Genomic DNA, 20,423 nt, shown 5'->3' on the forward strand with positions numbered 1-20,423 from the left:
CGACATGCTTCCCTCTGTTTTTTTGTACAAAAAAACAAAAAGACACTCTGCAGGTCAGAGTGTCATGATTTCCGTAACAAACGGATGGCAGTATAAAGAATCGCAATGTCGTTGTTATCCGTCAGATCCACATTCAAAAGCGATTCGATTTTGCCCAAACGATAACTTAACGTATTTTTGTGGATGTGAAGTTCCTCCGCCACTTCTTTCAGGGATTTCTTTTTCTGAATCCAAACTTCCAAGTTGTGGAGCAGTTCCTTTTCTTTTAACAAAGGAGCAATGGTTCTATTTAAAAATTCCTTCCGTACTTCAAGTGGGATGGAATGATACAGCAGCTCCAATTTCAAATCTTCCTCGAAAATCATTTCTCCCTGCAAAGCGGATACAGAAACAGCCATCTCTGCTTGTTTAAAAGATTCGCCCAATTTGTCAAAACTTGTGACGTTGCCAATCCCGATCGGCAATTTCCTTCCGGCCTTTTTCTCCATCTTTCTTGAAAGACCTTTTAAACTTTCGCACAATTGATGTTTCGGAATGTTCGGCAACAGCAACACCAGTTTTTCCAATCCCCACCTGAATATTTTCAGCTCCGGATGAATGGTTTGCATTTTCAGGAGGTTTTCGACATCCGCAATTTCCCATTGTTGAAAAGTTTGGATCAGTGCCACCCGCTCATACTGTGAAATTTCCATATTGATCATTCGAGCCCGGTCTTCGATAACTTCCCTGTCTGCTTCCGCAGTTATCAAATCAAAAAAGAAAAATTCAATTTCACGAATGCCCCGTTCTTTCTCCTGGCGGGACATAAAATCCGTAATGAACAATTCTGCCACTTTGCGCACCAACTTAGCGTATTTCTCAACTTCAGAAAGCGTCCCTGTTACACCCAAAACGCCAATGGGAATACCGGCGATAATGATGGGCATGACAATTCCTGGCTTTACGCCTCTCAGTTTCTCGCACATCTCCTTCGTCATATGTATTTCCTGCTGATTTTTCATTGAAAGTGCTGCTCCTTCATGATAAGAGTTCAGCCTTACCGGATCGGTACTTGCCACCACAAATCCGTTTTTATCCGTCACTATTACATTTTTGTCAATCAGTGAAGAAAGCTCCTGGACGATCCGAGCTCCAAAATCTTCAAAATCAATCATATCCTCGCCTCCTTTCCAGATCAATTAAGACCTTCCGGCACTTTAATATTTTTCATTATAGTGACAATCTATTGAATCCTCCACCCTTTGTACAGACAAACATGAATACTTTCCCGAATTTCCGGCTTTCTCCGAGACATGCGAATAAAAAAAGCTCGGAAGCTCCTTCAGAGTTTCCGAACTGTTTGACAGGATAAATATGGATGACCATAATGATTACCCCTTATACCCTAAATCTTTTGAAATATTAGCGGCAGTTTCTCTCATTTTTTCGATAATGACCGCTTTTGTATCTTTATTGAATTTGATTGCAGGAACACTGACAACCAATGCAGCGATCACATTGCCATTATGGTCCATAAGCGGGAACGAAAACCCTGCCGTATCAGGATAGATCTCTGCACGGCTATGAGAGTAACCTTGAAGCCTTATTTTCTCCAACTCTTCAGCCAACACAGCTTTATCCGTTATTGTATTGTCAGTGACTTTTTTCAGTTCTGTCCGCTCCAGAAATTCAGCGATTTTCTTTGGTCCTGAATAGGCAAGAAGCAACTTAGGACCCGACCCTAAATAGAGAGGAGTCCGCCCTCCTACCCTGCTGTAAAGGCGGATATGTTTTTTGCTTTCTATTTTTTCCACATAGACGGCTTCTTCTCCTTCTAAAACCGCTAAATGGACTGCTTCGTTTAATTGTTGGTTCAACTGCTGCATGTGGGGCAAGGCAATCTTTCGAAAATCCAGTTGGTCTGCCACGTAGCTTCCTAACTCCAATAGCTTCAATCCCAAGCGGTATTTCACATCATGACTGGTATGCTTCGTTTTTGTCAAAAATCCGCTTGCTTCCAGTGATGAAATCAGACGGTATGTGGTGGGTTTTGGCATTTTGTCCAGTGTGGCCAATTCGGCAAGTGTCAGCTCTGGATGTTCTTTGAAATAATCCAGTAACTGCAAGGCTTTGATAACGCTTTGGTTCATAAATTAGTAGCCTCCCTGAATTATATGAGTACGTAAAAGAGCCGATAAAAAGCAGGTTCAGACAACTTTAGCCGTCAGCATTTCAACAACTTGGTCGCCAACTTCTTTTGTAGTCGCCTGCCCTTTCATATCGGGTGTCAGCACTTTATTTTCCACCATCAAGTCTTCAATGGTATTTAAAAGTCTTTTTCCCCAGTCTTCCTGACCGAAGAAATCAAGCATTTGGCTTGCAGACCATAAAGCTGCGAGAGGGTTGGCCAATTCTTTTCCGGCGATATCCGGCGCAGAGCCATGAATTGGCTCAAACATGGAAGGGTATGATTTTTCAGGGTTAATATTGGCTCCTGCCGCCAACCCCAACCCACCAGTCAGTGCTGCTCCCAGATCGGTTAGAATATCACCGAATAAGTTCGAAGTAACCACAATTTCAAACCGTGTCGGATCAAGCACGAAAAACATACTTGCCGCATCCACAAGGTAAGAAGCTGTTTTTACATCCGGGTATTCTTTGCCGACTTCTTCAAACACCTGATCCCAAAAAACCATCGAATAATTTAATGCGTTGCCTTTACTGATGCTTGTAAGCGTTTTTCCGGCTGCTCGTGCTTCTTCATATGCATAACGGATTACCCGTTCTGTTCCTTTACGGGAAAAGACACCCGTCTGCAGCACAACTTCTTCCGGTTTGTCTTTAAACAGCCAGTCGCCTGCTCCCGCATATTCCCCTTCGCTGTTTTCACGGATGACCAGCATATCGATGTCCGGTTTTTCGGTCAGGGGGCAAGGTGCTCCATTTAATAATTTGATGGGGCGAAGGTTAATGTACTGATCAAAACCTTTGCGGATTTTGAGCAGTAAATCCCATAGGGAAATATGATCCGGAACTCCCGGGAATCCGACTGCCCCCAGGTAAATGGCGTCGAACTCACTCAGCTGCTCCATGCCATCTTCATCCATCATTTTGCCGGTTTCGCTGTAAAATTCGCAGCCCCAAGGAAAACGTGTAAACTCAAAACGGAAACCACCATCCATTTCAGCAATTTTTTCAAGCACTTTTACACCTTCATCAATTACTTCCGGCCCCACACCATCTCCAGGTATTAAGGCGATTTTATAAACATCCATGAAATTCCCTCTTTTCGATTTGAATAAAAATCTTGAATAAAAAACGGGAGGCACGCCTCCCGTTTTTTACTGTTTCTTTTTAAACTTGCAGGTTTTCTACAATGGTCGTAATCCCTTGTCCTCCACCCATGCACAATGTCACAAGGCCGTATTTTTCACCGGACCGCTCCATTTCATGCAAAAGTTTTGTCATCAGAATACTTCCTGTTGCACCGATTGGATGCCCAAGAGCAATAGCTCCCCCGTTCACATTGACACGGTCCGTGGACAAGTTGAGTTCTTTAAGAACCGCCAAAGATTGAGCAGCAAAGGCTTCGTTCAATTCAATAAGTCCGATGTCATCCAATGTTAATCCAGCCATTTTCAGCGCTTTATGAGTGGACGGTACAGGGCCGATTCCCATAATTTCCGGCGATACACCCGACACTGCTTGTGCAATGATCCGCGCCTTTGGTTTCAGCCCGTATTCCTGAGCTTTGAGGTCACTCATCATCAACACAGCTGAAGCTGCATCGTTTCTGCCGCTCGAGTTGGCTGCTGTAACCGATCCGCCTTCTTTAAAGACAGGCTTTAATTTCGAGAGTTTATCAACCGGCGTTTTCCGAGGATGCTCATCTGTATCAAATCGGATGGTTTCTTTTCTTTTTTTAATTTCATAAGGAACGATTTCTTTTTGGAAATACCCTTCCTTAATCGCTTTTTCGGCCCGTTCCTGACTTTGGAAAGCAAATTCGTCCTGCTCAGTCCGGCTGATGTTATGCTGGTCAGCCAAGTTTTCAGCAGTCATGCCCATTGTCAAATCGCCATAGACCTCTATCGGCTGCGACCGGGGCTGGCTTTCAGTATTCGGGTCCACCAGCATCGCATTTCCCGCCCCGTAACCATAACGCGCATTGCGCATATAGTACGGAGCTGTGCTCATGCTCTCGGCTCCTCCTGCGACCACAATATCCGATAATCCAAGTCGGATCTGCTGATCGGCGTTATTGATCGCCTGAAGCCCTGATCCACATTGGCGATGCACGGTGTATCCTGTCACTTCGACCGGCAGATTGGCACGCAATAATGCCAGTCGGGCGAGGTTGGATGAATCCGAGCTTTGTTTAGCTTGGCCCATGATTACTTCGTCCACCAGGCTTTTATCGAGATTTCCTCTGGTCAAGACTTCATCGATCACTTTGGCGCCCAGAAAATCAACCAATTCATCTTTTAATGTTCCACCCATTTTCCCGATGGCTGTCCGTACAGATTCTACAATTACTGGATTGTTCATGAAGTTCACCTCCGCTTATTTTTTGTATTCTTTTTTCAATTGCGCAGCGATAATGTTTTTCTGAATTTCCGAAGTTCCTTCGTAAATTTTTGTAATACGGGCATCACGGTAATAACGTTCGATCGGGTAATCTTTCATGTAACCGATACCGGCGTGAATCTGCACTGCCAAGTCCGCTACACGGTTATAAACATCCGAACCATACATTTTCGCAATTGCCGCTTCTTTGATGACGCGTTGCTTGTCATCTGTCATCCATGCTACGCGGTAAGTCATCGCACGAAGAACTTCGATTTGTGTGCTGATTTCTGCCAGCATATGCTGAATTGCCTGGTTTTCGAAGATCGGTTTGCCGAACTGCTCTCTTTCAAAGGCATAATCCATGCAATGCTCCAACAAACGTTCTGAAGAACCAAGATTTCTGGCTGCCAAGCCTGCACGGCCATTGGCCAAAATTTTCAATGCATTGATGTAGCCTTGTCCTTCTTCCCCAAGAACGTTTTCAACCGGAACTTCCATGTTATCAAAGAACAATTCTGCAGAATGTGAACCGCGCAAGCCCATTTTTTCTTCTACTGCACCGACTTTGAAACCTGGAAAGTCTTTTTCAACAATGAATGAAGTGATTCCTTTTGCACCTTTTGATGGGTCAGTTGAAGCCATGACAGTAAATACATGTCCCTCCACAGCATTGGTGATATAATGCTTTGATCCATTGATGATGTATTTATCGCCTTTTCTGACAGCAGTTGTCTTTAATGCAGCTGCGTTGGACCCGGCAGAAGGTTCTGTTAAAGCAAAAGCACCGATCCATTCCCCCGTCGCCATCTTCGGCAAATATTTCTGCTTTTGTTCTTCTGTCCCAAGTTCTACAATTCCGACAGACCCGATACCTGTATGGGCGCCGATCAATGTTGTATAGCCGTTATGCGTTTTTCCGATTTCTTCGTACACGGCACATTTCCCGACCATATCAAGTCCCAGTCCGCCGTATTCTTCCGGGATACTCAATCCGAAAAGACCCATTTCTTTAGACATTTCAATAATATTTTCAGGAACTTCGTCATTTTTTTCGATTTCCATTGCTACCGGTTCTACTTCTTCACGGATAAACTTGCGTACCCCTTTGCGGATTGATTCAATATCTTCTGAGAATGAAAAATTCATGTTCAAGCACTCCTTTTAGTTTATTGGTTTGTAAATTGTGGTTTTCTTTTTTCTAAAAATGCAGCGGTTCCTTCGGTTTTGTCTTCTGTGCCAAAAGCGATTGTCTGTGCGAGCTTTTCGATCATTAAAGCTGTATCCAAATCCACATCAAATCCTTTGTGGACAACCATCTTCGCCAATTTCACTGCAACCGGGCCTTTGGAGTGGATGGCTTCAGCTTTTTGCTCCACCACGAAGTCCAATTTCTCGACCGGCACAACTTCTGATACTAAGCCGATGCGTTCTGCTTCAATTCCACTGATGATTTTCCCTGTCAAAATCATATCCAGCGCAATTCCTTTACCGACTACACGCGCCAGCCGCTGTGTTCCCCCAGCTCCAGGAACGATGCCCAAATTCAATTCGGGCAATCCGATTTTCGCGTGTTCAGCAGCTACGCGAATGTCACAGGCCAAGGCCAATTCACATCCGCCGCCTAATGCAAAACCGTTAATCGCAGCGATGGTAGCTTTGCTGCAATTCTCAATTTTTTTATAAGTGCCTTGCATACCCGGTACCAATGCATCCAACATTTTCCGTTCCTTCAGCTGACCGATGTCGGCCCCTGCCGCAAATGATTTATCACCAGTCCCTTTAAAAACGATGACGTTAACCGATGGATTTTGTTCACATTGATCCACCGCTTGTTCAATTTCCTTTAAAGTATCAGCGTTTAATGCGTTCCGCACTTCAGGCCGATCTATCATAACCAAGGCATACTTTTCTTTGAATTCCAGCGTTATATTCTGAAACATGTTCATCCCTCCTTACTGGTTTTCGTAGTTATAAAACCCGGAACCCGACTTGCGTCCAAGACGACCTGCCTTCACGTACTTGATCAGCAATGGACATGGACGGTATTTTTCACCTAAGGTCTGATACAGGTATTCCATATTTCGCAATCTTGTATCCAGCCCCACAAGGTCAGCAAGTTCCAATGGTCCCATCGGATGGTTCAAGCCGAGCTTCAGTGCTTTATCAATATCTTCGGCAGAAGCGACGCCTTCCATCAGCATGTTCATTGCTTCGTTACCGATCATGCAGTTCATCCGGCTTGTAACAAATCCAGGAAACTCGTTCACTTCAACTGTTTCTTTCCCCAGTTTTTCGCCGACTTCCTGTGCCAGCGCCATGGTTTCATCTGAAGTATCCAGCCCGCGAATAATTTCAATCAACTTCATTTTATGGACAGGGTTGAAGAAGTGCATCGCCAAAAACTTGTCGGGACGTGAAAGCTGTGCGCCGATTTCTGTCGGACTCATCGTTGACGTATTGGTTGCCAATAATGTATGTGGCGGACATTTCTCATCCAAACGTTTGAAAACATCAATTTTAAGATCCATATTTTCAAGAACGGCTTCGACTACTACATCGGCATTTTGAGCTGCAGCATCAAAATCGGTTGTATAAGTGATGTTGCTCAGCGCTGTATTCACCGCTTCTGCAGAAATATAGCCCCGCTCTGCACTTTTGTTCATTTCTTTTTCAATATATTGTTTGGCATTGTCGAGGGCTGTTTCTTTGATGTCGTTGAGAGTAACGGAATATCCACCTAAGGCTGCCGTATAAGCAATTCCTCTCCCCATTACCCCGGAACCGATTACTGAAAAATTCTTCATGCTTCCACTCCTTTGTTTTTATTAATGAAACGTCATTTCATATATCGGTCTAATGAAATGGTCTCTGAACTTCCGAGACCATTACACCAGCATAAAATTCAAAACATAAACATATGTAAGTGCCGCGAAAGACGTAAAAAGAAAATAGGCACCGTTCCACCGATACGCTACTGTCACCCCATTCTTCTTGACGCATGCACTGATGATGATGTTCATCGCATTCAACGGACTGATGGCTGACGACAACATCCATGAGAAGATGCACATAAAAGCGATAAGAGAAGGGTGAAGCTGTATATCTGCTGAAATGACTGCCGTCAGGACGAGTGGCACTGTGATGATTTGATGCACTCCAAGTAAAGCGAGCAAAGTGACGCATCCCACGATGAAAAGAAATAAGATGCCGACTGTGTGCAGCGAAGCCCATTGGATCGCCTGTTCAACCATCGTCTTAACAGGGGTACGCGCAATTGCGTTGCCGAATACTCCAGCACTCAAAAACAGGCAGATTTCCGTTTTTGTCTGCGTTAGTAATTTGTCTTTGTACAAAAACATCTCTTTCTTTAAAATTCCTGTCGTCCCACGCAGCAAAAACCAAACTATCGGAATGACCAGGCATACTATGCTGACCAGCAGAAGCATCGATTTGTGAAGCCATTGCTCTAAGCTGATCAAAAGAACGACAATCAGAAATACATAACTGACGAGCATAAAGATATGCTTCTTCTGCTCTGCCCCCTCTTCATCTGTTGGGGCAATCCCTGTTTTCTTCTCAATCAATACGTTTGGCCGGAACAGGAATATACCAAATGCCAATTGAACCAAAGCAAATGCAATGCCAACCGGCAAATATGACAGGTACGTAATGTCCAGGTAATAGATCACTATGCCGACAGAAGCGAAAAATGGAGACCAGATTACAGAAGGCGTGAATCCGATATAGTATGATTTTGACAGAACCTTAGGTGAGATCTTGATGTTTTCTACAAAGCCATGAACTATTCGCAGCGCCCCCATATTCAAGATTGGAGACACTACGACCATCACTGAAGACAGCCCGTAAAAAATATTTCGTTGGTTGTTTTTCAAATCATCCAAATAGGAAACTGTACTTCCGATGATCCCTTCTCTTTTCAACGGAACAGATAAGAGTGGCGCCAGGATTAAAATAGCCAGCAACGGCATGTTTTGAGTAATTCCCCGGAACAACCCCAGCCCCGCGCCACTCATAAAAAAATGGATGGCCATCCCGATCAATAACAGCGTGGATGTGAATATTTTCCCTTTCTTATCGAGCAGCAGCCATAACGAGAAAAAAACCAATATGGCCAATGAGTTGTAAACAGTGTTGATGACATCATTGCCAATAAACGAATTGACTATATACAACAAACACATAATCAGAATAAGAGCAAACCTCGGCATCCTGCCCCTTCTCTCTTAAAAAGCTTTATTTAATTTCAAGCTGCCGGCATACAGATAATTCAGCTGGTCCTGGTACTCGCCAATGATTTCCTGGAAAATTTCGTTGACGGATTTCACCTCATTGACCAACCCAATGGATTGACCCAGTGCAATCACACCTGATCCCAAGTCTCCTCCTGTGATCAATTGTTTATAGGATTCCCCGCTGATATAAGGCATGATTTCTTCCAAAGTCGCACCGTTCTCTTCCAGTTCCAATAAAGCGAGCGCATTTTCCGTTTTCATGACACGGGCCGCTTTGTTAATGGACTTCTTCACTAACACGGTATCCGTTTCCTGCATTTTTAGTATTTTTTCTTTTACAGCAGGATGAAGACCGATTTCCTGAGAAGTTAAGAATCTGGTGCCCATTTGGACACCTTGCGCGCCCAGCGAAAATGCGGACAATACTGCTTTGCCGGTTGAAATGCCTCCTGCTGCAATCACTGGTATGGAAAGTTCTTGAACAGCTCTTTGAGTCAGGGTCATTGTCGTGATGTCATCTTTTCCTGGGTGCCCTCCACATTCATATCCCACTACCACGACCGCGTCGCAGCCAATCGCTTCGGCTTTTTTTGCGAAGCGGACAGAAGGCGCTACATGGACCACCTTAATACCATTTGCTTTCAACTGCTCCATGTATTGCTCGGGATTGTTGCCTGAAGTAAAGACGACTGGAACCTCTGCTTCAATTGCCCCTTCGATAAACTCATCCATTGGTCTTCGTATCCCAATGGCAGCATTCATACCAAAAGGTTTCGAAGTAAGCGTTCGCGTCTTTTCGATGTCACGCAGCATTTCTTCTTTGTCGGCATAACTACCAGCGGTAATCAGTCCTAAGCCACCAGCGTTGGAAACCGCTGCTACCAGTTCAGAAGTGCCAAGCCCTTGAAGTCCGCCTTGGATGATGGGGTACTGGATATCGAACATTTCCGTTATCTTCGTCTGGATCATTCCCATTCACCGCCCTTCTTCTAATTACCTGCTTCTAACCGGATGCTTTCCCGATTGACAATGGTTGGAACTTCTTTCCCTTCTAATGCCGACACCAAATTCTGTGCAATGGTCACGGAGGTCTTCCTGGCTGCTTCTTCGCTGATTCCTCCAATATGCGGAGTGACTGTGACCTGCTCAAATTTGAAAAAAGGATGGTCTGCCGGAGGCGGTTCTTTTGCAAATACATCCATTGCCGCCCCTTTGATGCTTCCGTTCTCCAACACTTCTACCAAATCGCTTTCATTGATGATGCCTCCTCTTGCTGTGTTGATCAGATAGGAGTTTTTCTTCATTAAGGATAACAGCGATTTGTCAATTATCTTTTCTGTTTCTTTTTTCAGCGGAATGTGAAGGCTTACAATATCACTTTCTTTAAAAATCCTGTCCAGTGAAGTGGTCAAGTCGACAGAAATGTCTGCTGCCGCAACTCTGTGTTTCTCCGAAATTGACCTTACATAAGCGGTCACTTCCATTCCAAAACCGGCATACAACATTTTCGCCACTTTTTGTGCAATACTCCCAAACCCGACCAGGCCGACTTTTTTGCCGTGCAATTCACTGGTATAGTTGCCGTCGCGATAAGAGAAATTCCCTTTTTTCGTTTCTTCATTGAATACAGAAGTGTTTTTCATAGCTGCCATGATAAGGCTTACCGCATGTTCCGCTGTCGCCTGGCTGTTCAAGCTCGGAGCGTTCAATATGGCAATCCCTTTTTCGGAAGCATACTTGACATCGATATTATCCAAACCGACGCCGGCGCCGGAGATGGCTCTGACACCGGAACATTGGTCAAGGATGGCAGGAGTGATGGCAGCGGGAGCACGTAAAATAATGCCATCCACGGAATTGTCCGCCAAGAACTCAACCACTTGTTGTTCATCGAAATTCTGAAATTTGGTAACTTCCGCTAAATTATTTAAAATTGCCTCTCCGTCCGGATGGTACATCGGAAGCAACTGCAACACTTTCGGTTTTCCCACGACGTCCCTCCTTTGAACAATTTTCTCCTGCCCTCAATTCCTATTCTTCAAATGCAGGCTCTTGTTCCTTTTCCGGTTGTTTCAAAGTAACCTTTTGCAAAACGATAATGGACACCAGTACGGCGATGCCAATAACATCGCTGTAGACTCCTGGGATGATCATTAATAATGACCCGGCAAACATCACGAGGCGTTCATACCATAAAGAATGGCGCAGCAGCCAACCTTCCACTGCACTGGCAATTCCCCAAATACCAATTGCTGCAGTAATGACTGACAGAATAATTGTGGATGCATCTCCTATTAATAGAAGAGACTCTCCGTACACAAACATGAAAGGCACGATAAACGCTGCCAAACCTAACTTCATCGAAATTACACCTGTTTTCATCGGTTCCGAGCCGGATATTCCTGCCGCTGCAAACGATGCAAGAGCTACAGGAGGTGTGATGGCTGACAAAATGGCAAAATAGAAAATGAACATATGAGCCGCAAGTGGTGCAACACCCAGTTCAATAAGTGCCGGGATGGTCAACGGAACCTGAACGATATATGCCGCAACTGTCGGCAGACCCATTCCAAGAATAATACTTGTGACCATTGTGAACAGCAATGTAACAATCAGGATTCCGCCTGACAGTTCAATAATGATGCTGCTGAATTTCAGGCCGATACCTGTCAAACCGATGATGCCGATGATGATACCGGCAGCCGCACAGGCAATAGCTGTTTCAATTGCTGCTTTAGCCCCTAAATCCAGCGCCCGGATGATGGTTCCGAAAGACAATCTTGTCGCTTTCATCGCTGCAGCCACTAAAATAGTTGCTGCAATTGAAAACAAACCTGCTCTCATTGGTGAAAAGCCCGACACAAGCATATAGACGATTACGATTAACGGCACAAAGAACAGGAAACCATTCTTTAAAACCGTCCAAAAGTTCGGTAGTTCCGATTTTTTCAGGCCTGATAGGCCAAGTCGCTTGGCTCTCAAATCAACTTGAAAATACAAACATAGATAGAACAACAATGCCGGAATCGCCGCTGCCAAAGCAACTTCCATGTAAGGAATCCCTAAATAAGAAGCGATGATGAACGCGGAGGCTCCCATGATCGGCGGCATAATTTGTCCGCCCGTCGATGATACAGCCTCTACAGCGCCGGCAAAGTCTTTTTTATATCCCGTCTTCTTCATCAGCGGAATGGTAAATGCCCCAGTCGTTACGGTATTGGCTACTGCGCTACCGGAAATCGTGCCCAGGATGGAACTGGCAACGATGGCTGTTTTCGCAGGACCTCCGCGGTATTTCCCCATGCCAGCAACTGATAAATCGATAAAGAATTGTCCAGCTCCCGATACTTCCAGAAACTTTCCAAACAAGATGAACAAGAAGATGAATGTCGCAGAAACACCCAGTGGTGTACTGAACACTCCCGTTACTGTGTAGAAGAGGTGGTCAACGATCCACATAGTAGTAAACTCTCTATGGGAAAGCACCCCTGGAAATAAATGTCCCCAAAATCCATATGCAAGACATACGGCAATAATGATGACCAGTGCATTTCCGACTACACGCCGTGTCGCTTCGATAAGAAGCAACCCGGCGACAAGCCCGATGCCGATTTCCAGTCCACTTAAATCTTCAATATAACTCATACGGGATGAAATGGTTTGTGCGTTGAACACGAAGTATGAATAAACAGCTAGCGACAAAGCGATGAAAATCCAGTCATACCATGGAACATTGTCACTCTTTATTGCTTTTTTAGTTGGTTTGTAGATAGCGAAAGTCAATGCCAGTGCAAAAGCTACGTGCGCTGAGCGCTGAAGGATTGATTCGAAAACACCAAACATAGCGGTATAGAGATGAAATAGAGACATCACAACTGCAATAACTGTAATGATCTTACCGGTCATTCCTTTTAAAGAACGGACTTTGTTGTTCAAAACCCCTTCTTCTGAATAGTCGGCTGCTATTTTCTCTTTTTTTTCTTTTGTGCCTGCTACCTGAGTCATGTACTCACCTTCTTCTTAAAAGTAATCGGTTTATTCCAAGGCTCCAACTTCTTTGTAATATTTCTCGGCTCCTGGGTGAAGGTTTCCGACATTGTTTTCAACTGAGTATTCCGGCGAAAAGTCATTCATAATTGTTGAAAGGGTTGTCCAATGTTCCTGGTTTTCAAAAATCATCTTTGTCAGTTCATAGACAGAGTCTTCGCCCATTAGATCGTTATTTACAAGCAATACCGTGTAGCCTGCTACTGTATTGATGTCTTCCGTAATGTTTGAATAGGTGCCGCCTTCGATGGTGTAAGGGAGGTACCCTTCATTCATTTCGTTTAATGATGCAACCATGTCATCTTCTAAAGGCAATAAACGAATTCCTACAGTCGTATCCAACTCTTCAAAAGTCGACAGTGGAGCTGCAACCATTCCGACGATTGCATCAATGTGGCCATCGCGCAATAAGTCTGCGCCATCTGCAGTTCCGATATACTCGATTCCGCCCAGGTCATCGTAAGACATACCAGCTACTTCCAGCATATCCTGAAACGCAAGTTCCCCACTGTACCCGGCGATTCCGGGGCTGACTGTCTTTCCTTTCAAATCCTCAAGTGAATGGATATCTGAATCTTCGCGAACCACCATGTGGAAAACGTTTGGATACAATGTAGCAACAGTGCTGACATTCTCAACCGGTTCTTTAAATGCGTTCTTGCCTTCCAATGCTTCAGGTACTGTCTGGCCGTTGGCAAAGCCGAGGGCGAAAGTTCCTTTGTCCAAACCAAGCAAGTTGGAAACTGATCCCCCTTCAACAATCGTTACGGAGGAGTCAGGGTAAAGCGGCGCCATTTTATCCGCCATACCTGCTGACAATGTATACCAGAATCCACCTACTGTTGCTGAACCAAAAGCCAAATCCTGCGGCACAGCGTCTGCTGCCGGTGCCTCCGATTCGTTAGCTGATGAAGAAGCTTCATCAGACGAACATGCTGCCAATATCATGATCAATGCTAGTGCAAGTAAACCCATCAATTTTTTCATTTTATGTTCCTCCTCTTATGTGTTGATTAGTTTCTCAATGGCGACTTCATAATTCGCCGGTGTGATGTCTTTCAATGCTTCCATCGAAATATCGGACAGTATTTCCCTTAAAAACATTTTGCCCTCTTTGAACTCGAACGCTGCGTGTTCAGTAACGACCATATCCACTTTGCGTGCCCCGCTGCTCGGATATGTCAGCTCCTCGAGAAGCTTCGGAGTGTCATCTTTTGATGTATGCAAAGTGGCGATGATGATTTTCTTTGCTCCTGATACCAAATCCATGGCACCACCCACACCAAGGATATTTTGCCCCGGCACAGCCCAGTTGGCAACTTCCCCTGTCTCATCAACTTGCAGAGCCCCCAACACTGCTACATCCACGTGACCGCCTCTGATCATCAGAAACGAATCAGAACTGTCGAAGATGGAAGCCCCTGTATTCAACGTAACCGGTTTTTTGCTGGCACTGATCAAATCCATATTGATGAATTCTTCTTCAGGAGTGGGGCCCATGCCCAGCAAACCGTTCTCTGAATGCAAGTAAACATCTTTGCCTTCGATATAATCAGGGATCAGTGTCGGAATCCCGACTCCCAGATTGATGATTTGACCATCTTCAAATTCAGCAGCAATTCTTTTGGCTATGTCAATTCGCTTCTGCTGGCTCAACATATTTCCCTCCCTGCTTCACATATTTTGTAATCACTACATAATCGACAAACATATGGGGCGTTACGATTTCTTCAGGTTTTATCTCCCCTGCTTCCACAATTTCATCAACTTCCGCAATTACAAGATTGGCAGCGGTGGCCATTGCCGGATTGAAGTTGCGCCCAGACTGGTCATAAACAAGATTTCCCAGTGTATCCGCTTTCAAAGCTTTCACTAAAGCAACGTCCCCTTTGATCGCTTTTTCCAATATGTATTCACCGTCATCAAATGTCATATGATGTTTTCCTTCAGCAAGCTTTGTTCCCAGTGCCGTTTTTGTATAGAAACCAGCGATGCCAGCGCCGCCACAACGGACAGCTTCCGCCAAAGTGCCTTGCGGGACCAGCTCAATTTCCAACTCCCCTTTGGACCAGGCATTCACTGCATCGGCATTTGTTGTAAAGTAAGAACCGATTGCTTTTTTCAGGTTTCCTGCTACCAGAAGTTTTCCAAGTCCTTTTCCTTTTTCTCCGAGATTGTTGCTGACTACGGTCAAATCTTTTTTCCCCGAAGCTGCAATCTCATCAATCAATGACAAAGGCGAGCCCGACAAACCAAAACCGCCAACAAGCAATTGATCTCCATCTTTGATCAGTTTTACGACGTCTTCAATTTGCGCCAACTTTTTCATCCGAACAACCCCTTTCCAATTATGACAATGTGTCATCTGCAATCCGTTAAAGCAATTCTGCTTGTTTCAATTAATGAAATGACATTTCAGAATATTGCATAAGAGAATTATAAATGATTGAATTTTTTAATACAATAGAATTTTTTATCTTTTATCTCTAAGAAGAAGCTTGTGCCCACAAAAAAACACCCTTTAACCTCTGATACAGAGGGAAAAGGATGTTAAGAGAAATCAGTAAAAAATTTTTTAATTATTATTCTTATATTTTTGTTTTATTCATTTTCCAGATAAAATTGATGATTCTTGCTTTTATATACTGCGAATTCTAAAAACATTCGGCTCTCACCGAATGATTTTATAGGTGCCTGTTCCTCTCGACACCAGTTTTCCGTTTCCGTCAGTCAAAACACCGTCTACAAAAGCAGTTTTGTAGCTTCGGGACAAAATGGAAGCTTTCGCATAGATGGCTCCCTCTTTCAGGGGAGCAGTGAAATGTATAATTGAACTGTTTACTTTGCACTTTGTTTTAGTTACGGACTGCAAGTGCATTTTTTGAATGAGATCCATGACTGACGCGTATACGCCCCCATGGACCACATCATTGCGATTTAACAGACGCGGCTCAACTTGCAGTTTGATTTCCACATCACCTTCTTCAAACCTCAAAATTTCGACTCCCAGATGCCGAAGATAAGGGCTCGCTTCAAATTCTTTTTTTATTTCTTCAATCGTCATAACAGCTTGCCCTCCTGAATAAAGCTCGTTGCCTGTTGTACCCAGTAAAAAGCAAAAACTTCACTCTAATGCCCCAACCACCTTGAATGTGGCCATGCCTGTAGCCAGAAGATTTCCCTCTTCATCCACTATACTCCCTTTTCCACTGCCGCTGTTCTCTGCTGTCTGTATTGGATAAGCAGTACAAATCAACTTTTCACAAGCCGTCTGCTGGAACGTTTGAACATGCAAATCAATTGTCACACCAAACCCTTTCGCCGCTTCAGAAACTGCAGCTCCAGTAGCCACATCCAGCAAGGTATAGTAAACACCCGCTGGAATTTCACCTGATTCGTCTTTATGGATATCTTGTACGTTTATTATCACATCGTAAGAACCATCGGCATTTTTCCACTTTTCCATGTCCAAATAATTGAAAAAAGTATAGGGTTCCATCACAACCAATTGACTTTTCACTGGGCCTCCACCTGGAGATTTTCGATCAACACAGCCATTCCCTGTCCCCCGCCGGCACATAGGGAAGCGATACCATAGCGCCCACCTCTTTTTTGCAGTTCATGCATCAGCGTCACCACAATACGGGAACCCGAAGACCCTACAGGGTGACCGAGCGCAATCGCTCCACCATTGACATTCAACTTTTCAGAAGGAATATCCAGTTCCCGTTGTACAGCAAGTGCCTGAGAAGCAAATGCTTCGTTAAGTTCGAACAAATCGATGTCATCCATCGACAAACCGGTTCTTTCAAGCACTTTGCGGATGGCTGGTACAGGGCCGATGCCCATAATTTCAGGCGGTACTCCGACAGCTGCCCAGTCGACAACCGCAGCTTTAGGTGTCAACGACTGCTGCTCAGCTGTGGATTCTTTCATCAACAAGACAGCCGAAGCGCCGTCGTTTCGGCCGCAGGCATTACCGGCTGTCACAGAACCACCTGCTCTGAATGCCGGTTTTAACTGAGATAATTTATCCAATGTGGTTTCAGGACGCGGGTGTTCGTCCTGCTCAAATAATGTAGAACCTTTTCTTGTTTTCAATTCATATGGAACAATTTCATCTTTAAATCTGCCACTTTGAATAGCCGCATTCGCTCTTTGTTGGCTTTCAATGGCAAAAGCATCCTGGTCTTCTCTGGAAATCTGATATTTTTCCGCGACATTCTCCGCAGTCGCCCCCATACCCATATCATCTCCATAAATCTCTTTTGGCTGCTGTCCAGCCTCCAGGTTGGAATCGACCAGGTACGTCTTATCTCCACCGAAACGGGAGCCGCGCAAGTAAATCGCTGAATTACTCATGCTTTCCGTACCACCGGCCACTACGATTTCTGCCTGATTTGAATTGATCTGCTGAACACCTGAAGCAATGCACTGCATACCTGAAGCACATAGCCGGTTAATCGTAAAAGCTGGTTTTTCCACCGGAATGCCCGCCCGAATCGCCGCAACACGTGCAACATTTGAAGACTCAGTCGACTGCCGCACTTCCCCTAAAATGACTTCATCAACTTTTTCAGGTTGCAATGAAGTTTTTTCAAGCAATTTATCAATTACATGCGATGCTAAAAAACCGGAACTGACATCCTTCAATGCACCGCCGTATCGCCCAATTGGCGTACGCACCCCTTCCACTATGACCACTCTTTCACTCATAAGTCTCCCCCTAATCTATTCTTTGACCACCCTTATATCTTAATGAACCGGAAAGAATTTTTCAAATTTTTCTGTTAACTCTTAAAATCTTTGAACGTTCCGTATCGTTTCCGCAGCCTTCTGCTCTTTGTTTGGATGCTGTGTTTTGTGACTGAACCAATACCTATTGCTTTATTAATATTGTTTAGTAGCCCTCAATCCGGATTCTTCCTTCTTTTCATGTTTTTCAATCTCTTTCTGGACAAGCACTCTTTTCAACAGTTTCCCGACAGTGTTTCTTGGCAATTGCTCAATTATCTCAAATTCCTTCGGCACTTTATAAGGCGTCAGTTTTGAATAGCAATATCCTTTAATTTCTTCAATATCAATCTCAGTACCGTCTTTCGGGACAATAAACGCCTTAACCGTTTCCTCGAATTCCTCTTTTGGAATGCTGGCAACAGCCGCTTCCTGAATGTCAGGGTGTTCGTATAAAACACTTTCCACTTCCTGAGGATAAATATTAAAGCCACCCACAATGATCATTTCTTTTTTTCTGCCGACAATATAGAAATAACCTTCTTCATCCATCATTGCGAGGTCTCCTGTATACAGCCAACCGTTTTGCAGCGATTTTTTCGTTTCCTCGTCGCTCTTCCAGTAACCTTTCATAATTTGAGGTCCTTTAATGAGCAGTTCACCAACACAATGCGGCCCGAGTTCTGCATTGCAATCGTCCACAATCATGCAATCTGTTCCTGGCAACGGCAAACCGATGCTGCCCACTTTCCTGTGGGCAAAAGGAGGGTTGCGGTGAGTAGAGGGGGAAGCTTCTGATAACCCGAAACCTTCCCCGATTGCTCCTCCGGTCAACTCTTCGAAACGCTTGAGAACTTCGACAGGCAAGGGTGCCGATCCGCATGAACAATGATTTAAACAAGTTAAATCGTATTTTGTGATTTCGGGATAATTGACAAACGCATTATACATTTTAGGCACTCCCGGAAAAAATGTCGGCCGGTATTTCTCTATGCTTTCGAGAACTTTTTGAATCTCAAATTTCGGAAACAGCAAAATTGTGGCTCCCAGGTATATGCCAAGGTTCATCGCACTGGTCATGGCATATACATGATAAAGCGGTGTAGCAGTTAAAATGACTTCTTGTCCTTTTTTCATCGTTTCGCCATACATTGCATAGCTTTGAATGACATTTGAAGTGAGGTTATGATGTGTGAGCATCGCGCCTTTCACTTCTCCGCTTGTCCCGCCGGTGTATTGGATGACCGAGATATCTTCATAAGGATCAATTTCTGCAGCCTTTTTTAATGGTGTCCCGCTCGCTATAAGCGAGTGAAGAGAAGCCCACTCTGAATCTTCTTCTTCGGTTGTAAAACATTGGCTGAATGGCTGGACTTCATGTACTTTCGCGACGGTTTCTTTGGCTGATTTGTCAAAAATAATGTATTCCAATTCCGAATCAACTGCGATTTTCATCAGTTCCCTGAACGTATACATCGGATTCACTTGAACCACTATTAGCCCCAGTGCTTGCGCAGCATAGTAACTGACAATATATAAAGGGTGATTAGCTAACATCAGACCAATTCGATCGCCTTTTTCCAACCCCATCTCTTGCCATTTCCCACCCAATTTATCCACTTGCTCTTTTAAGCTTCTATAATCGGTCACTTTGTTTTCAAATAGGATAGCTGCACGGTCCGGAAACTGTTTATTTGCATTTTCCAACAATTCATAAACTGAACATTCCGGTAAGGAAAGAGAGGACGTTCTCCCCTCAAGCCATTGCAGCCACGGTTTCTTTACTGTCTTTTCCAAGTTCCGCACCCCTTTCCGCATCAATTATTCCAATACACCTTGTTCTTCGTAGTATTTTTTCGCTCCGGGGTGCAGCGTTTCCGGATCAATTCCATCCAAAACCGTGTCTAGTGTAAAATGAACAGCACGTTCCGGAATCTGTTCTTCAAATACATCCATGTTTTCCCAGAATAATTTGGTTAAGTTATAAACATACTCTTCGTCTAAGTCCGCCCGGCTTGTCATCATTGACACAGCGGTATAAGTTGGCACTTCTTCGTCCTGCCCTTTATACGTTTCAGCCGGCAGAGGAGCTGCAGAAATGCCGTAATCTTTTTCTTTGATGCTGTCCAGTTTGTCTTGGTCAATCGGAAGAACCCGTAATTGGTTAGTCAATTCGATTTCCTGTAAAGCGACAACAGTAGGGGCTCCACCTCCAAGAAATACATCGACAGAGTTATCTACGAGCATGGAAGCTCCATCATTGTAGTTACCATACGAAATCTGCCCTCCTGCCTGTTCAATCGTTTCTTCTGTAATGCCGTACTCGTCCATCATTCTCCAGAAAGCAACAGGTCCCCCGCCATTTTTCGGTCCAAGGAAAATGTGCTTGTCAACAATATCTTCAATTTTTTGAATGTCTTCATTGCTGTCAAGTACAGCAATCGTTTGGTACACCGGGTAAAGTGAAGCGATGGCCGAAACAGTGTCAAGAGGCTCTGTAAAACCACCTTCTCCGGCAATAGCATCCGAAAAATCCGATGTATAATTGATGCCCAGTTGAATGTCGCCTACATCAAGAGACTTTAAATTCGCAGTTGAACCTCCTTCAATTTGAGAAGCATTCAAGCCGTTAAAGTTATCCATATAAATTTCCGACATCCCAGTAGTGATCGGGTACCATCCCGACCCCATAGGTCCTGTGCCAATCTGCAAAAACTTGTCCGGGGCTTCCAATTTGTCACTCGAACCTTCCGCGTTTCCACTGTCATTGCCACATCCTGCTGCTACGATCATCAACATACCGAGTATTGCTGTCCATAAAATTTTCTTCATCATTGTTCT

19 protein-coding genes are annotated in these 20,423 nt (G+C 44.3%); all 19 read right to left on the bottom strand.

Annotated elements, in window-relative coordinates; all coding sequences use genetic code 11:
* Positions 1-62: 62 nt before the first annotated feature.
* Positions 63-1,154 (bottom strand): sugar diacid recognition domain-containing protein, encoded by a 1,092-nt coding sequence (locus EEX84_RS06070; protein ID WP_123164712.1) that lies wholly within the window; start codon positions 1,152-1,154, stop codon positions 63-65.
* 216 nt (positions 1,155-1,370) lie between these two features.
* The gene (locus EEX84_RS06075; RefSeq protein ID WP_123164713.1) at positions 1,371-2,129 is read right to left on the bottom strand and encodes an IclR family transcriptional regulator; all 759 of its coding nucleotides are present in this window, start codon (positions 2,127-2,129) and stop codon (positions 1,371-1,373) included.
* A 57-nt stretch (positions 2,130-2,186) separates the two neighbouring features.
* On the bottom strand, positions 2,187-3,254 hold the full coding sequence (locus EEX84_RS06080) for a tartrate dehydrogenase (RefSeq protein ID WP_123164714.1): 1,068 nt from the start codon (positions 3,252-3,254) through the stop codon (positions 2,187-2,189).
* Between the two features lie 79 nt (positions 3,255-3,333).
* Complete coding sequence (locus EEX84_RS06085) at positions 3,334-4,527, bottom strand: thiolase family protein (RefSeq protein ID WP_123164715.1); 1,194 nt, start codon at positions 4,525-4,527, stop codon at positions 3,334-3,336.
* Between the two features lie 15 nt (positions 4,528-4,542).
* Positions 4,543-5,694 (bottom strand): acyl-CoA dehydrogenase family protein, encoded by a 1,152-nt coding sequence (locus tag EEX84_RS06090; protein ID WP_123164716.1) that lies wholly within the window; start codon positions 5,692-5,694, stop codon positions 4,543-4,545.
* A gap of 20 nt (positions 5,695-5,714) precedes the next feature.
* The gene (locus tag EEX84_RS06095; RefSeq protein WP_123164717.1) at positions 5,715-6,494 is read right to left on the bottom strand and encodes an enoyl-CoA hydratase/isomerase family protein; all 780 of its coding nucleotides are present in this window, start codon (positions 6,492-6,494) and stop codon (positions 5,715-5,717) included.
* Positions 6,495-6,500: 6 nt separating this feature from the next.
* Positions 6,501-7,352 carry a 3-hydroxyacyl-CoA dehydrogenase gene (locus tag EEX84_RS06100; RefSeq protein ID WP_123164718.1) on the bottom strand — a complete coding sequence of 284 codons (852 nt, stop codon included), beginning with the start codon at positions 7,350-7,352 and terminating at the stop codon, positions 6,501-6,503.
* A gap of 81 nt (positions 7,353-7,433) precedes the next feature.
* Positions 7,434-8,777, bottom strand: a complete 1,344-nt coding sequence (locus tag EEX84_RS06105; RefSeq protein ID WP_123164719.1) for a hypothetical protein — start codon at positions 8,775-8,777, stop codon at positions 7,434-7,436.
* Between the two features lie 15 nt (positions 8,778-8,792).
* Positions 8,793-9,776: an NAD(P)H-dependent flavin oxidoreductase gene (locus EEX84_RS06110; protein ID WP_240033920.1), complete on the bottom strand. Its 984-nt coding sequence runs from the start codon at positions 9,774-9,776 to the stop codon at positions 8,793-8,795.
* Positions 9,777-9,790: 14 nt separating this feature from the next.
* Positions 9,791-10,792: an NAD(P)-dependent oxidoreductase gene (locus EEX84_RS06115; RefSeq protein WP_123164720.1), complete on the bottom strand. Its 1,002-nt coding sequence runs from the start codon at positions 10,790-10,792 to the stop codon at positions 9,791-9,793.
* 40 nt (positions 10,793-10,832) lie between these two features.
* The gene (locus tag EEX84_RS06120; protein WP_123164721.1) at positions 10,833-12,806 is read right to left on the bottom strand and encodes a TRAP transporter permease; all 1,974 of its coding nucleotides are present in this window, start codon (positions 12,804-12,806) and stop codon (positions 10,833-10,835) included.
* Positions 12,807-12,836: 30 nt separating this feature from the next.
* Positions 12,837-13,835 carry a TAXI family TRAP transporter solute-binding subunit gene (locus EEX84_RS06125; RefSeq protein WP_123164722.1) on the bottom strand — a complete coding sequence of 333 codons (999 nt, stop codon included), beginning with the start codon at positions 13,833-13,835 and terminating at the stop codon, positions 12,837-12,839.
* A 15-nt stretch (positions 13,836-13,850) separates the two neighbouring features.
* Positions 13,851-14,507 (bottom strand): 3-oxoacid CoA-transferase subunit B, encoded by a 657-nt coding sequence (locus tag EEX84_RS06130; protein ID WP_123164723.1) that lies wholly within the window; start codon positions 14,505-14,507, stop codon positions 13,851-13,853.
* A complete protein-coding gene (locus EEX84_RS06135; protein ID WP_123164724.1) occupies positions 14,482-15,177 on the bottom strand; it encodes a CoA transferase subunit A in 696 nt (231 codons plus the stop codon). The genes EEX84_RS06130 and EEX84_RS06135 overlap by 26 nt, the downstream gene beginning before the upstream one ends.
* Before the next feature lie 342 nt (positions 15,178-15,519).
* Positions 15,520-15,912 (bottom strand): PaaI family thioesterase, encoded by a 393-nt coding sequence (locus EEX84_RS06140; RefSeq protein WP_123164725.1) that lies wholly within the window; start codon positions 15,910-15,912, stop codon positions 15,520-15,522.
* A 60-nt stretch (positions 15,913-15,972) separates the two neighbouring features.
* Positions 15,973-16,368, bottom strand: a complete 396-nt coding sequence (locus EEX84_RS06145; protein ID WP_123164726.1) for a PaaI family thioesterase — start codon at positions 16,366-16,368, stop codon at positions 15,973-15,975.
* Positions 16,365-17,564 (bottom strand): thiolase family protein, encoded by a 1,200-nt coding sequence (locus EEX84_RS06150; protein WP_123164727.1) that lies wholly within the window; start codon positions 17,562-17,564, stop codon positions 16,365-16,367. Before EEX84_RS06150 ends, EEX84_RS06145 begins: the two co-directional genes overlap by 4 nt.
* Positions 17,565-17,738: 174 nt before the next feature.
* Positions 17,739-19,388, bottom strand: coding sequence for a long-chain-fatty-acid--CoA ligase (locus EEX84_RS06155; RefSeq protein ID WP_123164841.1), 1,650 nt, complete (start codon positions 19,386-19,388; stop codon positions 17,739-17,741).
* Between the two features lie 15 nt (positions 19,389-19,403).
* Positions 19,404-20,417, bottom strand: a complete 1,014-nt coding sequence (locus EEX84_RS06160; protein ID WP_158599071.1) for a TAXI family TRAP transporter solute-binding subunit — start codon at positions 20,415-20,417, stop codon at positions 19,404-19,406.
* Between the last annotated feature and the right edge of the window lie 6 nt (positions 20,418-20,423).

This window comes from Planococcus salinus, assembly GCF_003719725.1.
In the GTDB taxonomy this organism is placed as follows: Bacteria; Bacillota; Bacilli; order Bacillales_A; family Planococcaceae; genus Planococcus; species Planococcus salinus.

What these genes read in the sequence shown, in the direction of transcription:
- EEX84_RS06070 (WP_123164712.1), bottom strand. Translation starts at nt 1,154, where the DNA reads ATGATTGATTTTGAAGATTTTGGAGCTCGGATCGTCCAGGAGCTTTCT.
- EEX84_RS06075 (WP_123164713.1), bottom strand. Translation starts at nt 2,129, where the DNA reads ATGAACCAAAGCGTTATCAAAGCCTTGCAGTTACTGGATTATTTCAAA.
- EEX84_RS06080 (WP_123164714.1), bottom strand. Translation starts at nt 3,254, where the DNA reads ATGGATGTTTATAAAATCGCCTTAATACCTGGAGATGGTGTGGGGCCG.
- EEX84_RS06085 (WP_123164715.1), bottom strand. Translation starts at nt 4,527, where the DNA reads ATGAACAATCCAGTAATTGTAGAATCTGTACGGACAGCCATCGGGAAA.
- EEX84_RS06090 (WP_123164716.1), bottom strand. Translation starts at nt 5,694, where the DNA reads ATGAATTTTTCATTCTCAGAAGATATTGAATCAATCCGCAAAGGGGTA.
- EEX84_RS06095 (WP_123164717.1), bottom strand. Translation starts at nt 6,494, where the DNA reads ATGAACATGTTTCAGAATATAACGCTGGAATTCAAAGAAAAGTATGCC.
- EEX84_RS06100 (WP_123164718.1), bottom strand. Translation starts at nt 7,352, where the DNA reads ATGAAGAATTTTTCAGTAATCGGTTCCGGGGTAATGGGGAGAGGAATT.
- EEX84_RS06105 (WP_123164719.1), bottom strand. Translation starts at nt 8,777, where the DNA reads ATGCCGAGGTTTGCTCTTATTCTGATTATGTGTTTGTTGTATATAGTC.
- EEX84_RS06110 (WP_240033920.1), bottom strand. Translation starts at nt 9,776, where the DNA reads ATGGGAATGATCCAGACGAAGATAACGGAAATGTTCGATATCCAGTAC.
- EEX84_RS06120 (WP_123164721.1), bottom strand. Translation starts at nt 12,806, where the DNA reads ATGACTCAGGTAGCAGGCACAAAAGAAAAAAAAGAGAAAATAGCAGCC.
- EEX84_RS06125 (WP_123164722.1), bottom strand. Translation starts at nt 13,835, where the DNA reads ATGAAAAAATTGATGGGTTTACTTGCACTAGCATTGATCATGATATTG.
- EEX84_RS06130 (WP_123164723.1), bottom strand. Translation starts at nt 14,507, where the DNA reads ATGTTGAGCCAGCAGAAGCGAATTGACATAGCCAAAAGAATTGCTGCT.
- EEX84_RS06135 (WP_123164724.1), bottom strand. Translation starts at nt 15,177, where the DNA reads ATGAAAAAGTTGGCGCAAATTGAAGACGTCGTAAAACTGATCAAAGAT.
- EEX84_RS06140 (WP_123164725.1), bottom strand. Translation starts at nt 15,912, where the DNA reads ATGACGATTGAAGAAATAAAAAAAGAATTTGAAGCGAGCCCTTATCTT.
- EEX84_RS06150 (WP_123164727.1), bottom strand. Translation starts at nt 17,564, where the DNA reads ATGAGTGAAAGAGTGGTCATAGTGGAAGGGGTGCGTACGCCAATTGGG.
- EEX84_RS06160 (WP_158599071.1), bottom strand. Translation starts at nt 20,417, where the DNA reads ATGATGAAGAAAATTTTATGGACAGCAATACTCGGTATGTTGATGATC.